A 13,120-nucleotide genomic window follows, 5' to 3' on the forward strand; every position below is an offset into this window, starting at 1 on the left:
CCAAGTCACAAGCCCATGCAGCCCATGGCCCCCGTCTACGAGCCGCCCGGCCAGCAGCCCCCAAGCTATGGGAACGGGAGAGGCGGCAGACCGTGGCGCAGGCTCCGTGACGCGGTCCTCAGGCGCGACTGCTACCTGTGCCAGTGTCAGGACTGCAAGGCCCTTGGACTTCCATTGTTGGCCGATGAGGTCGATCACATCGTCCCCCTAGCCGAAGGCGGAACGGACGCAGAGAGCAACCTGCAGGCCATGAACCGCGACTGCCACGCCAAGAAGACGGCGCAAGAGGCGGCGCGCGGCGTGAGGCGGCGAGTGGAATCCGATTCCGCCCAAGGCGCTCGATAGGAGCGCAAGCGCCAAGCGGAATGAGAACTGGTCGCATCGATCCGTTCCAGAGCACCAAGGATGAGAATGGTTCGCAAGAACCCCGGGGGAGGGGGAAAAGTCGAGAGGCTTACATCTCGGACACCGGCCGCCCAGTGGTTTTTTTGCACCGTCAATTCAGAAAATTCAGTTTTTGAGGTACCCATGGCCCGTCCCCGCAAGCCGACATCGCTGAAAGTGGTGGCCGGCACGGATCGGCCGGACCGTGATCCGGCGCCTGCCGCCGATCTTCCTCTGGTCGAAGACGTACCGCCGCCGCCCGACTGGCTCCCAAATGCGCACGCGCGCAAGGAGTGGGAGCGGTTAGCCCCGATTCTCCACGCCAACAAGTTGCTGACGGAGGCAGGTCTATCTGCCCTGGGACAGCTGTGTGTCCTGCATGGAAAAACTGTTCAGCTCTATGCCGCAGGTGAAGCGCCGGTTGCATCGATGGTTGCTCAGTTACGTGGACTGATGAATGACTTCGGGCTGACCCCCGTTGCACAAGGGAAGGTGAAGCCCAATGGCGCCACGGAAAAGCCCGGCAACAAGTTCGGGCAACTCGGCCAGCCAGGCGCCCGGTGATTACGTTGGCATTGCTCTTGCGTATGCCGAAGACGCCGCTGTCAACAAAGGCAAGCGCTATGGTCGGCTGATCCAGCTTGCGGCAAAGCGGTTCAAAAATGATCTGAAGCGTGGAAAGAAGAAAGGAGCCCCGTTCTACTTTTCGCCAGCGCATGCAAACCACGTTTGTGCCTGGATCGAGCTGCTGCCTCATGTGGAGGGAAAGTGGGAAACACCGGAGATCCGGCTGCATGCCTCCCACGTGTTTTTCCTCGTTCAGCTATTTGGCTTCCGCAAGCGCGACGGGAATCGGCGTTTCACCTCTGCGCTGTTTGCTGTTGCACGAAAGAATGCCAAGTCAACGCTAGCGGCAGCGATCTTGCTGTACTGCGAATGCTGCGAGGATGAGGAGGGGGCGCAAGTAATCTCCGCCGCCACGACTTACTCGCAGGCTTCGATCATCTTCAACGTCGCAAAGCGAATGGTGGAAAAGACCCCGGATCTGCGCGAGCAGTACGGATTGGAGACCTGGGCTAAGTCCATCAGCCGAGTGGAGATCGGCGCCAGTTTCAAGCCAGTGCATGCAAAAGCCAGCACTCAGGATGGTTTGAATCCTTCGCACGTGGGCCTAGATGAGATCCACGCGCACAAGACGCCTGATCTGCTTAACGTTCTGCAGTCGGCTGCTGGTGCGCGCGCTAATCCACTTTGGTTGTTCACCACGACCGAGGGCTACACCAACCCTGGACCTTGGGCTGAAATACGTCAGTTCGCCAAGCAGCTGCTGGAAGGAGTCTTCAAGGACACCGCAGATCACTATCTCGCAGTGTTCTACGCGGTGGATAAGGACGATAGGGACTTCGACGAGTCGTCTTGGTTCAAAGCCAATCCGCTCATGGACGTTAATCCCAAGCTCCTGGACGCGATCCGAAAGGAATCCGTCGAAGCCAAGGCGATGCCGTCGAAGCTGGCCGAGTTTCAGATCAAACGGCTGAACCGCCCAGCATCGCAGGCGAACGGATTCATTCTTCTGCCGAAATGGAAGAAGTGTGCAGGGCTGGTGGACTTAGATCGACTGCGAGATATCCCATGTTGGGGCGGTCTGGATCTGGCAAGTACCACCGATTTGACCTCCATGAGGCTCGTCTGGCGGGTTGAAGACCGAATCCTCACGTGGGGGAGGAGATGGGTGCCAGAAGAGGCAGTTAAATCGCGCGGGGAGCGCGGGACGGTTCCATATCCGGGTTGGGTTGCCGCCGGTCATATGGAACAGACCGAAGGAGAAGTGACCGACTACTCCGTGATTGAAGCAGCGATTCTGGATGTCAAGGAGCGCTTCAATCTCCAGGCAATGGCCTTTGACCGATGGAATGCGACAGAGATGGTCAGTCGCCTGGTGAAGGCTGAAGTTCCGATGGTGGAGTTCATTCAAGGCCCGAAGTCCTACCACCCCGCCATTCGCGAAATGGAAATGGCGTATGTCGCGGGGAGGCTGGTCTACGCGGAAGACCCAGTGCTGACCTGGTGTGCCTCCAACCTTGTTGTGCGAAGGGATCAGAATTTGAACATGGCGCCGGACAAGCGCAAGTCGCCTGAAAAGATCGATGACATGACAGCTCTCCTTATGGCGATCGGCCTAAGTATGCCGGCGGACTCCAACGAGGACGGAAGTATGGATGACTGGCTAAACGACCCCGTGAGGAATGCAAGGTGAAAAGAAACCAGCCGAGAACCGGCATCATGGGTCGAATCGCCGCCTCGATTGATGGCTGGGTGCGTTCATTCACGACGAGGGATGAAGAACTGTACGTGGACCGGGAAATGGTCAGCGAGTCAGGCGTTTCGGTCACCCCGCGCGCGGTGCTACAGGTAGATGCGGTCTGGGCGTGCGTACGATTGATCTCCGAGACGATCGCGACGCTGCCGCTGTCTATCTACGAACGCACCAGTAGCGGCAAGCAGGTGGCAAGCAATCACCCACTACATTTCGTCGTGCATGATCAGCCGAATGTCGACTCGACTGCAGCGATCTTCTGGGAGGCCATGATCGTTTCCATGCTGTTGCGTGGTAACGCGCATGCAGAAAAGTTGTATGCCGGGCAACGAGTCATCGGGTTGCAGTTCTTGGACCCGGGGAGGCTGACGGTGAATCCCGACGCCAAAGGAAACAAGGTCTATACCTACAAACGTTCGAACGGGACGCTTCGAGTCATTCCTGCGGATCGAATATGGCGGATACCAGGATTCACTCTGGACGGTGAGAACGGGGTCTCGGTAATCGCCTACGGCGCAAAGGTGTTCGGAAATGCAATCGCCGCAGATCGTGCGGCGGCGAGGACCTTCAAGAACGGCCTCTTGCAGACGATCTACTACAAGATCAATGCATTTCTGAAGCCCGAACAGCGGACCGAGTTCAAAAAGAATCTGCTCGGGGCGATTGAACGCGGCGAGACGCCGCTGCTGGAGGGTGGTACCGATGCCGGCACGCTTGGTATCAACCCGGCGGATGCTCAGCTCCTCGAATCTCGGTCTTTCGCTGTTGAGTCGATTTGCCGCTGGTTCCGTGTGCCTCCCTGGATGGTTGGACATACCGAGAAGTCGACCAGTTGGGGTACCGGCATCGAGCAACAGATGATTGGTTTCCTGACATTCACGCTTGGGCCTTGGCTTCGACGGATTGAACAGGCCATCAGCAAGGACCTGATGACGCCGGCCGAGCGGATCAGGTTCTACCCGAAATTCACGGTTGAGGGCCTTCTTCGTGCGGATAGCGCTGGCCGCGCAGCGTTCTACGGTGTGATGGTTGATAAGGGCATCCTCACCCGCGATGAGGTGCGAGAGCTGGAGGATCGGGCCCCGATGGGCGGCAACGCCGCTGTGCTGACGGTGCAATCCGCCATGACCACGCTGGACAGCGTTGGCCAGGCGTCCGATGTAAACCAAGCCAGGGCCGCGATCCGCGCGCTCCTCGGTTTCGACGACGACAAGAAGGACTGACCACATGACGATCAAGACGCTGCCGGGTGTCCCGGAGGGTCGCCCCTGCGCCGCTGTCAGCAGCCAGATACAGCCGCGAGCCCTTGACCGCTGGGAGGCTGGCGTCAGGGCAGCTTCCGACACCGATGCGGAACGGTCCATCAGCATCTACGACGTTATCGGCTACGACTATTGGACCGGCGAAGGCGTGACGGCCAAGCGGATAGCCGCATCCCTGCGCGGGATGGGGAAGGGCCCGGTTACGGTCAACATCAACAGTCCCGGCGGCGACATGTTCGAAGGCCTGGCGATCTACAACCTCCTGCGGGAGCACGAGGGCGAGGTCACCGTGAAGGTGCTGGGTCTCGCAGCGTCGGCTGCATCCGTCATCGCAATGGCCGGTGACACCGTCCAGATCGCGCGCGCCGGCTTCCTGATGATCCACAACGCCTGGGTCGTTGCTGTTGGAAATCGCCATGACCTTGCTGACGTAGCTGCGACGCTCAAGCCCTTCGATGACGCGATGGCCAGTATCTACGCAGCTCGTACCGGCGCCGAGCAGAAGGCGATGTCGAAGCTGATGGATGCAGAGACCTGGATCGGTGGAGCCTCTGCAGTCGAGGACGGCTTTGCTGACGAACTGCTTGCCTCGGACCAGGTGGAGAAGGGCGCCGGCAAGGATAACGCCTCCGCGGTGCGCCGTGTGGAAGCAGGCTTGCGCGCCACCGGCATGCCGAAATCCGAAGCCATGCGCCTGATCAGTGAAATCAAGTCCAGCCGGGGCGATCCCGCTGGCAGCGGTGAGGGTGATCCCACCGATAAAGGCCAGAAGGCCATCCGTGTGCAGGCAGATCCCCTGCCTCGCCTCTCGTTCAACCTCCCGCAATAGGAGCAACACCCAATGAAGTCCATGAAGCTCTCCGCGACCTTTTTCGTGGTCGTTCTCGCCATCGCTTCGGCGATTCCCCTGTTGGTCGGCGCAACCACAAACCTGACTCTGCCCATCATCGGTATGAGTCTGCTGGGTAGTGCAGGCGTGGTTGCCCTGGCATCCATGCTGATCAAGCCCAGTGCCACCCGGCAGTTCCGTTGCCACTCGCAGTTTGGCGATGTCGGCGAAGACGTCGAAAAGCAGTACAAGCAGGTCAGTGCCGACCTGAAAACTGTCGGTGACCAGCTGAAGTCCTACGCGGAAGTGGCAGCGAAGAACTCCGAGCTTTCGTCCGAGACCCGTGCAAAGGTCGACGAAATGCTGACCAAGCAGGGTGAGCTGCAGGCCAACCTTCAGGCGGCCGAACAGAAACTGGCCAAGATCGAAGCCAATGGTGCCGGCGGTGACGTGCAGCACCAGACGTTTGGCCAGCAGTTCGTGAACGGTGACGAGTTCCAGGCCTTTGCGGCCAAGACCACTCCGCGCGGTCGCGTCGACATGACCTTCAGTGCTGCTATCACCTCGGTCACCACGGATACCGATGGCGCGGCTGGTGATCTGGTCACCAGTACCCGTCTGCCTGGCATCATCGCGCCGCCGGATCGCCGCCTGACGGTGCGCGACCTGATCACCCCGGGCCGTATGGACGGCAACACGCTGGAGTACGTGAAGGAGACCGGCTTCACCAACAACGCTGCGCCGGTTGCCGAGGGAGCAAAGAAGCCGGAGTCCACCCTGAAGTTCGACTTGGTGAGCACCACCGCCAAAGTGGTCGCGCACTACATGAAGGCTTCGCGCCAGATCCTCAGTGATGCCTCTCAGCTGGCGAGCTACATCGATGGTCGGCTTCGCTACGGTCTGGCCTTCAAGGAGGAACAGCAGCTTTTGAACGGCGACGGCACCGGCCAGAACCTGTTGGGCATCATCCCGCAGGCCACCGCTTATTCCGCGCCGTTCGCACCGACCGATGCCACGGTGATCGACAAGATCCGCCTGGCCATGCTGCAGGCGCAGCTGGCTGAGTTCCCAGCCAGTGGCATCGTACTGAACCCGATCGACTGGGCCCGAGTTGAGCTGGAGAAGGACACCACCGGTCGCTACATCATCGGAAATCCGCAGGGCGTCATTGGCGCCACGCTGTGGAACCTGCCGGTGGTCACTACCCAGGCAATCGCTGAGGACAAGTTCCTCACCGGTGCGTTCAAGCTGGGCGCTCAGGTGTTCGACCGCTGGCAGGCGCGCGTCGAGGTGGCCACCGAGAACGAAGACGACTTCGTGAAGAACTTGGTGACCATCCTCGCCGAAGAGCGTCTGGCCTTGGCTGTGTACCGTCCGCAGGCCTTCATCTACGGCGACCTGGGCAACGTGGGCCCGTAACCCGCTGTTCCAAGCAGCCCGGCCCGCCAAAAGCGGGCTGGGCAGGAGAGCATCATGCTGATCAAGTTCAAAAAGCCCGATCCGCGCGCCGGCGCCACCGTCCGGATGGACAGCAGCCGTGGGCAGCACTTTGTTGACACAGGCGCCGCTGACGCCGTGAGCGAACAGCTGTCGGTAGGGGCTCCCGAGCCGGTGGTGGAAGTCACGCCGCTTGCCGCAGAAGCCGCTAAAGCTCCTGACGCCGTGAGCGAACAGCCGTCGGTAGAGGCTCCCGAGCCGGTGGTGGAAGTCACGCCGCTTGCCGCAGAAGCCGCTGAAGCTCCTGACGCCGTGAGCGAACAGCCGTCGGTAGAGGCTCCCGAGCCGGTGGTGGAAGTCACGCCGCCTGCCGCAGAAGTCACTGAAACTTCTGACGCCGTGAATAAACAGCCTGCCGGAAAGAAGAACCGCCAAGGCAAGGGCAGGGCCTGATCGTGGAGCTGATCACCCTTGAACAGGCCCGAGCGCACTGCCGATGCGATTCTGATGATGACGCGCTGCTGGAGCTCTACGGCAGCGCCTCGGAAGGGGCCGCACAGCAGTTCCTCAATCGCCGCGTGTTCGCCGACGCCGACTCAATGGCCGCTGCCGTCGTTGACGGCAGCGGAGGCATCGATCCCATGCTGGTCAATGACTCGATCAAGGCGGCCGTACTCCTGATGCTGGGTCATCTGTACCGGACCCGCGAGGAGGTGCAGGGGAGCGACGGGGCAACGGTGCAGGTTCCGATGGGCGCACACAGCCTGCTCTGGCCGTACCGCATCGGTTGGGGGGTTTGAGATGAGCTTGCCGGCAGGTCGACTCCGTCACCGTGTACTCATCCAGCAGCAGGTGACCATTCGAGACGATGACGGCGTTCAGACCACCAACTGGGTGGACGTGGCCACGGTATGGGCCAGCGTCGAGCCGCTGTCAGCCCGCGAGTTCATCCAGTCCGGGCAGACGCAGGTGGCCGTTACAGCGCGCATCACCATTCGGTACCGCGCCGGCCTGCAGGCATCGATGCGCATCCTGCATCGCGGGCAGGTCTACAACATCGCTGGCCTGCTCTCCGATAAGGTGTCCGGCCTGGAATACATCACGATCCCGGTGTCTGCCGGCGTCAATGAGGGGCAGTAGCGATGAACGTGGGCCGTGTAGATATCAAAGGTGCCGACGCCGTACTGAGCATGCTTAGAAGTCTTCCAGCTGAGGTAGTGAGTAAGAAGGGTGGCCCCGTAAAACTCTCCCTGGCCAAGGGGGCGAGATACCTGCGGGACCGAGAGCGCGAGGCGTTGCGGTCTGTGATCGTAGAGGGTGACGAGTCCACCGGCTTGCTCGAGCAGAACATCATCGCAAGCCGAGGGAAGGCCCCAGCTGGCGGTAACGGTGAGCGTTACTTGGTCCGCATCAAGCGGAAAATGTATCCAGGCAGGAAGGGCGAGCAGGTCAGTACCCTGAAGTCGGCACAGCTCAAGGAATACGGCTCAGCTAATCAGCCGGCACGGTCCTTTATCCGTCGCACGGTGCAAACACATGCCGCCCGCACGATCACCATTGTTGTGGACGATCTGAAATCCCGCCTGGACAAGGCGGTTCAAAAACTGGCCGCAACAGGCAGGGGGTGAGCTGATGTTTCCCACGGTGTTCAAGGTCATCAGTACAGCTGCCGTGAGAGCGATTGTAGATAGTCGCATAGGGCGCCATGGCGAAGTCTCGCCAGCTGAGAAAAAGCCGTACATCACGTGGCAGATCGTCGCTGATGATCCGCAGCTGCAGATCAGTGGCAGGCCTTGTACCAACTTCACCGCGATCCAAATTGATTGCTACCACTCCACCGATGCGGGTATCGAGCAGCTTGCAGTAGCGGTACGCGATGCGCTGGACGCCGCCAGGGTGGCAAACCGGGTGGTGATCGACGCTCGGGATACAGAGACCCGGCTGTATCGGGTAGGCCTGCAGGCCGACTTCATCGGGTTGTAACCCGAACTTTAATCAGCACTCGCCGCCGCAAGGCGGTTTTTTTATGCCCGAAGGAGGGCCAAGCAATGGCTGAAACCGACGAAACCGTACTCACTCAAGGGACGGAACTCTTCTTCGTTGACACGATTACGACCCCGGCGACGCCGCGCCTGGTGAAGCTCAACTGCCCAACGGGCATCACCGGCATGGGTGGCGGCGCGCCATCGCAGATCAGCACCACATGCCTCGGCAATAAGGTTGGGGAGACTTCGAAGCCAGGCCTCAATCAGGTGGCGTCCCTGTCCGTCCCTTACAACTTCAAGCCGGCACGCATCTCGCATCGTCTGCTGACGAAGATGCAGGAGTCCAAGCAGGTGTTCCACTGGATGGCCTGCCTTTCCGATGGTGTCGATCCACCGGAGCTGGAGGCCGATGGGACGCTTACGCCTCCCGAGGGTCGCACGTCCATAGAGTTCGATGCGTACGTGGCAACCAACACCCTGGACATCGCCACCAACGAGATCGTGCGCGGCACCGCCAGCCTCACCCAGCAGGCAGAAGGGCAAGCCTTCCATTGGAACGGCGCCCCGGTGAACAACGACGACATCGTTCCGTAAGCATCGCCACCACGCGCCGGCCCCCGCGCGGGCCGGCGCAGCAAAAGGAAAGACATGAAACTGCCCGATTCGCTTTTTGTATCGCCAATCAGCCATCAGCGCCCGATCAAGCTGCCCGATGGGACTGAGCACACATTCAACTTCCGCGAACTGCCGAGCGTGGACTTCCGCCAGATTGTGCAGCTGGAGGCCAGTGACGACCCGGCTAGCCGCGCTTCAGCGGTGGCGCTGGCCGTCTCCCTGTCCATCGTGGATGACGAAAGCAAGCGCGTCATGACCATGGAGGTTGCCTCAACGCTGAAACCTTCTGTCGCTATGGCGATGTGGGCGGTCATCGTAGAGGTCAATAAGTTCCAGGGAAAAGCTCATTCGTCGCCCGAGGCGGCGAGTGGTTCAAGTACCAGCTCGCCCTGAGTCTTGGGAAATCCCTCGGAGAGATCGACGCCATGCCGCAGCGAGAGCTTGAGGGGTGGCGCGAGTTCTATGTGCTGTACCCGTTCGATGATCGTCACCGTTACCACAAACCGGCTGCTGCAGTGATGGCCGTGCTTGGTGGCAAGTATGACGAGCGCATCGAGTTCCTTTCACCAACGCCAAAGCCTGCCGGCCTGTCTGAGGCAGACGCGAATACGCTGCTTGCGTTTGGCATCAAGCCGCACATGAGGCCTCACTAATGGCAACAGCCGGTTCCATCGTCATTGATCTTCTGATGCGCACCGGCTCCTTCGTGACGGATGCCGACCGCGCAGAGAAAGCTGTAAAGAAGCTGGAGAAGACCGCGCTTGCTATGGGCGCGGCGCTTGGCGCCGGCCTTGCGACTGCTGCCACGACCTTGACCGCATTGGTCAAATCGTCCATCGACACCATGGACGAAATGAGCAAGACGGCGAAAGTCGTCAACATGGGCACCGAGGATTTTTCGAAGCTGGCCTATGCCGCCAGCTTCGCCGATCTCACTGTCCAGGACTTGCAGACGACCATCGGCAGGCTGACCAAGGCTCAGACCGAAGCCCTTGATAGCGGCAGCAAGCAGGCGCAGATATTCGATGCCCTTGGCATCAGCATCAAGGACTCAAACGGGCGCCTGCGCCCGACGATTGACCTTCTGTATGACTTCGCCGATGCCTTCAAGGCGCAGAGGGGGTCTCAGGAAGTTGTCACAGCTGGAATGGCAATCTTCGGGAAGAGCTTCCAGAGCTTGATTGACCTACTGAAGGATGGTTCTCAGGGTCTACGTGATGCAGGAGTGGAGGCAGAGGCCTTCGGGCAGGTCATATCTACTCAAGCCGGCGCCCAAGCCGAGGAGTTCAACGACAACCTAGCGAAGATGAAGCTCTGGGTGCAGGGCGTCGGTAACGCGGTTGCCGCCGACCTCCTGCCCGACCTGCTCAATATGTCAGGTGCGTTCCTTGATGGGGCGACCAACGGAGACAAGCTCCGTGAGACGGCTGGCAAGATCGCAGACGGTTTGCGGGTGCTTGCTACTGCTGCTGGGTACGTCGCGGCTGCATTTGATATCACGGGCAATGCCATTGCCACCGTTATGGCGCAGGGTGAAGCAGCCATCCGCTTTCTGAGCGGAGACTTCGCGGGCGCCAAGGATCTGTATCAGAGAGCTTCGCAAGGGTTCGATGACACGGTTAATTCCCACTTTGGTGGGAAGGCGCCTGCTGCCGCTCCTCCGGTGAAGGTCAACTTCGTTGATCCAAGTGACGGCTGGGACGATTTTAAGCGCCAGGAAGAACAGTTAGGCCGTCTCAGAAAGCTCTTTGAGGGCGGGGAGGGTGGCGGCAAGGGCGGCGGCGGTAAGTCTCAAGCGCGCGGCGAAACCGACAAGCTAACCAGCGCCTATAAAGCGCTGAATGATCAGCTCGCCGAGCAGATCGCTTTGCACGGCGACAACAGTGCAGCTGCAAAGCTGGAATACGACCTTACTGCTGGAAGTCTGAAGGCTCTGTCCGAGATCCAGAAGGATGAGCTGCGCCAGAAGCAGGAAAGGCTAGACCTGATGGATCTGCAGGCCGAGGCTGACAAGGCGGCTCGGGAGCTGTTTCAGAAGGAGCAGGACGCGGAGGAGGATCGCAAGAAGGCCTTCAAAGACCTTAAATCTGACCTCGAGTTTGAGCTTAGCCTGCTGACCCTCTCCAACAAGGAGCGGGCAAAGGCTATCGAGCTTCGCTATGCGGGGATCGACGCCGCGAGCGCAGAAGGCCAAGCGATTGGCGCCCTCTCCGACAAGTTGCACGATCAAACGGAATTGACTGACAAGCTGATCAGTCTGCAAGACGGAATGCGTGATGCATTCGCAGACAATTTCTATGACGTTGTCAGCGTAGCGAAGAGCGCAAAGGATGCTGTTAAGGACTTCTTTGATTCTGTGGCGCAGAACGTCTTGAAGATGATCACTCAGAACCTGGCCGGCGCGCTTTTTGGTCAGCAGGGGCAGAGCGGCGGCGGCATGTTCGGTGGTGCGATCTCAAGCTTGTTCTCCGGGATGTTTGGAGGTGGCGGCTCCGGTGGAGCATCTGGCGGCGGCTTCCTCTCCACCTTGACTTCAGGTTTCGCCAGTCTCTTTGGCGGAAGCCGGGCAGCTGGTGGTGACGTTCTTTCCGGCCGAGGTTACTGGGTTGGCGAAGAGGGACCGGAGTGGTTCGAGCCGCGCGGGACCGGAACCATCGTTCCCACAAGTGTCGCTGCGGCGTCAGCCGGTGGCGGGCGTCCGTTTGTTCAGAACCTCAATGTGACTGTCGCCGGCAAGCCTGATCGCAGGACGCCGACGCAGATCGCACGCGAGGCCGGAAGGGAGTCATCAAAGGCAATGGCGAGGAATGGCCGATGAGCGGGTTCATCGATACAAAACTTCCGCAGTGCGTCGCCTACGGCTTCCAGGGCGGACCAGAGTGGAGCACGGCCATTGTCGAGCTGGATAACGGTGGTGAGGTTCGGAACGGTCAGTGGAAGTATCCGCGCATGCGCTACAGCGCGGCGTTCAATAACCTGAGCAAGGAAGGTCAGCGAGAAGTAATGGCGGCGTTCTACGCGGCCCGTGGCCGCCTCTATGCGTTTCGCTTCAATGACCCGCTGGATAACTTGGCCGACGCTGAGCCTATTGCTCCAAACATTGGTAGCACGGATGCGGTGCAGTTGATCCGGACGTACCGCTTGGGGCCAGAGGCCGCAACGCGGCGCATCCAGGCAATCGTGTCGGCCACAGTCCGCAACTCTTCAGGCATGACAGTAGCTGGCGCGCTTGATGCTGGCAGGGGCCTCTTCGTTCCCGCCTCTCCTTGGGAGGACGACAGCTACACCTGGTCTGGTGAGTTCGATGTATGGGTCCGCTTCGATAGCGACCACAACGCTTTCACGCTTGGCGACCTTGATGCACACACCGCAAGCATTGAGCTTGTGGAGGTTCGTAGATGAAGAGAATCCCACTACAGCTGCAGACCCACCTTCGTGAGCCAGCGACAACGTGGTGCTTTCTCCTGCGTGTCGCGTGCGTCGGGAGATGGGATGGGGTTGTGTTCGGCTTCACCACGCTGGACGTGGATCTATCCTATGACGATGGCGCCGGCCTGATCTCCTACCGAGCAGAAAACGGCTTCAAGCCCGAGCGCATCCAGTCGGCAGCAGATTTTTCAGTCGATAACACTGATCTGATGGGGTGGGTTGCCGCTAGTGGCATTACCGTTGAGGAGGTCGCCGCTGGCCTGCTGGACTATGCGGAGGTGACGGTTTACCGCGTCAACTACATGGACCTTATGCAGGGGCATGAGGTTGTCATGTTCGGAACTTGCGGACAGACAAAGTGCCATGGAAATGCATGGGTGACCGAGTACCGCTCGTTGATGCAACAAGCGAGGCAAACGATCAGCACGGTCTATTCTCTGACCTGCAGGGCTGGCTACGGCGATGAGCGCTGTGGAATGCCGTTTGTTTGGACGGACAGTGTTGTATCGGCGGGCTGGGACGATCCGAATCGGGTATTCGTTGCCAATGGTTTGGCGGGGGATTCCGGGTTCTATGACCTCGGCGTGATTCAGTGGCTCAGCGGGTCTAATGCCGGCTTGGAAAGCGAGATCTTCAGCTTCGAGGCTGGGGGGCTCATCCGCCTCGCCTTGCCTGCGGGCTTTGACATAGAGGCGGGTGACACCTTTCGGATAAGGCAGGACTGCGATAAAGCATTCGCCACATGCAAGGCTAAGGGCAACGTCCTGAACTTCCGTGGTGAGCACCTGACTCCCGTATCGGACACCTCCCTGTCGGTGCCTGGCGCCTATGTTCGTTCGGTGGATGCGGCATGACAAACCCT

At 60.0% G+C, this 13,120-nt stretch carries 17 protein-coding genes; all 17 read left to right on the plus strand.

Annotation, left to right across the window (positions count from 1 at the left end):
* Nucleotides 1–24 precede the first annotated feature (24 nt).
* The 17 genes from Q5Z11_RS20705 (at nt 25) to Q5Z11_RS01640 (ending at nt 13,112) form a co-directional block, all read left to right on the plus strand.
* On the plus strand, nt 25–345 hold the full coding sequence (locus Q5Z11_RS20705) for an HNH endonuclease (protein WP_405051674.1): 321 nt from the start codon (nt 25–27) through the stop codon (nt 343–345).
* 183 nt (nt 346–528) lie between these two features.
* Nucleotides 529–948 (plus strand): P27 family phage terminase small subunit, encoded by a 420-nt coding sequence (locus Q5Z11_RS01565; RefSeq protein ID WP_303748406.1) that lies wholly within the window; start codon nt 529–531, stop codon nt 946–948.
* Nucleotides 887–2,641: a terminase large subunit gene (locus tag Q5Z11_RS01570; protein ID WP_303748407.1), complete on the plus strand. Its 1,755-nt coding sequence runs from the start codon at nt 887–889 to the stop codon at nt 2,639–2,641. Before Q5Z11_RS01565 ends, Q5Z11_RS01570 begins: the two co-directional genes overlap by 62 nt.
* Nucleotides 2,638–3,924: a phage portal protein gene (locus Q5Z11_RS01575; RefSeq protein WP_303748408.1), complete on the plus strand. Its 1,287-nt coding sequence runs from the start codon at nt 2,638–2,640 to the stop codon at nt 3,922–3,924. Before Q5Z11_RS01570 ends, Q5Z11_RS01575 begins: the two co-directional genes overlap by 4 nt.
* A gap of 4 nt (nt 3,925–3,928) precedes the next feature.
* Complete coding sequence (locus Q5Z11_RS01580; protein WP_303748409.1) at nt 3,929–4,792, plus strand: head maturation protease, ClpP-related; 864 nt, start codon at nt 3,929–3,931, stop codon at nt 4,790–4,792.
* 12 nt (nt 4,793–4,804) lie between these two features.
* Nucleotides 4,805–6,211: a phage major capsid protein gene (locus Q5Z11_RS01585; RefSeq protein ID WP_303748410.1), complete on the plus strand. Its 1,407-nt coding sequence runs from the start codon at nt 4,805–4,807 to the stop codon at nt 6,209–6,211.
* A 54-nt stretch (nt 6,212–6,265) separates the two neighbouring features.
* Nucleotides 6,266–6,682, plus strand: coding sequence for a hypothetical protein (locus tag Q5Z11_RS01590; RefSeq protein WP_303748411.1), 417 nt, complete (start codon nt 6,266–6,268; stop codon nt 6,680–6,682).
* Nucleotides 6,683–6,684: 2 nt separating this feature from the next.
* On the plus strand, nt 6,685–7,029 hold the full coding sequence (locus Q5Z11_RS01595) for a head-tail connector protein (RefSeq protein WP_303748412.1): 345 nt from the start codon (nt 6,685–6,687) through the stop codon (nt 7,027–7,029).
* Nucleotide 7,030: 1 nt separating this feature from the next.
* Nucleotides 7,031–7,369, plus strand: a complete 339-nt coding sequence (locus Q5Z11_RS01600) for a phage head closure protein (protein WP_303748413.1) — start codon at nt 7,031–7,033, stop codon at nt 7,367–7,369.
* Between the two features lie 2 nt (nt 7,370–7,371).
* Nucleotides 7,372–7,857 (plus strand): hypothetical protein, encoded by a 486-nt coding sequence (locus Q5Z11_RS01605; protein ID WP_303748414.1) that lies wholly within the window; start codon nt 7,372–7,374, stop codon nt 7,855–7,857.
* Nucleotides 7,858–7,861: 4 nt separating this feature from the next.
* Nucleotides 7,862–8,212 carry a tail completion protein gp17 gene (gene gp17 / locus Q5Z11_RS01610; protein WP_303748415.1) on the plus strand — a complete coding sequence of 117 codons (351 nt, stop codon included), beginning with the start codon at nt 7,862–7,864 and terminating at the stop codon, nt 8,210–8,212.
* 65 nt (nt 8,213–8,277) lie between these two features.
* A complete protein-coding gene (locus Q5Z11_RS01615) occupies nt 8,278–8,808 on the plus strand; it encodes a phage tail tube protein (RefSeq protein ID WP_303748416.1) in 531 nt (176 codons plus the stop codon).
* 54 nt (nt 8,809–8,862) lie between these two features.
* Nucleotides 8,863–9,222, plus strand: coding sequence for a hypothetical protein (locus tag Q5Z11_RS01620; RefSeq protein ID WP_303748417.1), 360 nt, complete (start codon nt 8,863–8,865; stop codon nt 9,220–9,222).
* Between the two features lie 32 nt (nt 9,223–9,254).
* Nucleotides 9,255–9,482 carry a hypothetical protein gene (locus Q5Z11_RS01625; protein ID WP_303748418.1) on the plus strand — a complete coding sequence of 76 codons (228 nt, stop codon included), beginning with the start codon at nt 9,255–9,257 and terminating at the stop codon, nt 9,480–9,482.
* Nucleotides 9,482–11,647, plus strand: a complete 2,166-nt coding sequence (locus Q5Z11_RS01630; RefSeq protein WP_303748419.1) for a hypothetical protein — start codon at nt 9,482–9,484, stop codon at nt 11,645–11,647. The genes Q5Z11_RS01625 and Q5Z11_RS01630 overlap by 1 nt, the downstream gene beginning before the upstream one ends.
* Nucleotides 11,644–12,231, plus strand: a complete 588-nt coding sequence (locus Q5Z11_RS01635) for a DUF2460 domain-containing protein (protein ID WP_303748420.1) — start codon at nt 11,644–11,646, stop codon at nt 12,229–12,231. The genes Q5Z11_RS01630 and Q5Z11_RS01635 overlap by 4 nt, the downstream gene beginning before the upstream one ends.
* The gene (locus Q5Z11_RS01640; protein ID WP_303748421.1) at nt 12,228–13,112 is read left to right on the plus strand and encodes a DUF2163 domain-containing protein; all 885 of its coding nucleotides are present in this window, start codon (nt 12,228–12,230) and stop codon (nt 13,110–13,112) included. The genes Q5Z11_RS01635 and Q5Z11_RS01640 overlap by 4 nt, the downstream gene beginning before the upstream one ends.
* The last annotated feature ends 8 nt before the right edge of the window (nt 13,113–13,120 follow it).

The organism is Stenotrophomonas sp. 610A2 (genome assembly GCF_030549615.1).
Taxonomy (GTDB): domain Bacteria; phylum Pseudomonadota; class Gammaproteobacteria; order Xanthomonadales; family Xanthomonadaceae; genus Stenotrophomonas; species Stenotrophomonas pigmentata.

Bases quoted from the DNA above. Each gene is read 5' to 3' on its own strand.
- gp17 (WP_303748415.1), top strand. From the start codon at position 7,862: ATGTTTCCCACGGTGTTCAAGGTCATCAGTACAGCTGCCGTGAGAGCG.
- Q5Z11_RS01565 (WP_303748406.1), top strand. From the start codon at position 529: ATGGCCCGTCCCCGCAAGCCGACATCGCTGAAAGTGGTGGCCGGCACG.
- Q5Z11_RS01620 (WP_303748417.1), top strand. From the start codon at position 8,863: ATGAAACTGCCCGATTCGCTTTTTGTATCGCCAATCAGCCATCAGCGC.
- Q5Z11_RS01585 (WP_303748410.1), top strand. From the start codon at position 4,805: ATGAAGTCCATGAAGCTCTCCGCGACCTTTTTCGTGGTCGTTCTCGCC.
- Q5Z11_RS01570 (WP_303748407.1), top strand. From the start codon at position 887: ATGGCGCCACGGAAAAGCCCGGCAACAAGTTCGGGCAACTCGGCCAGC.
- Q5Z11_RS01635 (WP_303748420.1), top strand. From the start codon at position 11,644: ATGAGCGGGTTCATCGATACAAAACTTCCGCAGTGCGTCGCCTACGGC.
- Q5Z11_RS01640 (WP_303748421.1), top strand. From the start codon at position 12,228: ATGAAGAGAATCCCACTACAGCTGCAGACCCACCTTCGTGAGCCAGCG.
- Q5Z11_RS01615 (WP_303748416.1), top strand. From the start codon at position 8,278: ATGGCTGAAACCGACGAAACCGTACTCACTCAAGGGACGGAACTCTTC.
- Q5Z11_RS01590 (WP_303748411.1), top strand. From the start codon at position 6,266: ATGCTGATCAAGTTCAAAAAGCCCGATCCGCGCGCCGGCGCCACCGTC.
- Q5Z11_RS01605 (WP_303748414.1), top strand. From the start codon at position 7,372: ATGAACGTGGGCCGTGTAGATATCAAAGGTGCCGACGCCGTACTGAGC.
- Q5Z11_RS20705 (WP_405051674.1), top strand. From the start codon at position 25: ATGGCCCCCGTCTACGAGCCGCCCGGCCAGCAGCCCCCAAGCTATGGG.
- Q5Z11_RS01580 (WP_303748409.1), top strand. From the start codon at position 3,929: ATGACGATCAAGACGCTGCCGGGTGTCCCGGAGGGTCGCCCCTGCGCC.
- Q5Z11_RS01630 (WP_303748419.1), top strand. From the start codon at position 9,482: ATGGCAACAGCCGGTTCCATCGTCATTGATCTTCTGATGCGCACCGGC.
- Q5Z11_RS01600 (WP_303748413.1), top strand. From the start codon at position 7,031: ATGAGCTTGCCGGCAGGTCGACTCCGTCACCGTGTACTCATCCAGCAG.
- Q5Z11_RS01625 (WP_303748418.1), top strand. From the start codon at position 9,255: ATGCCGCAGCGAGAGCTTGAGGGGTGGCGCGAGTTCTATGTGCTGTAC.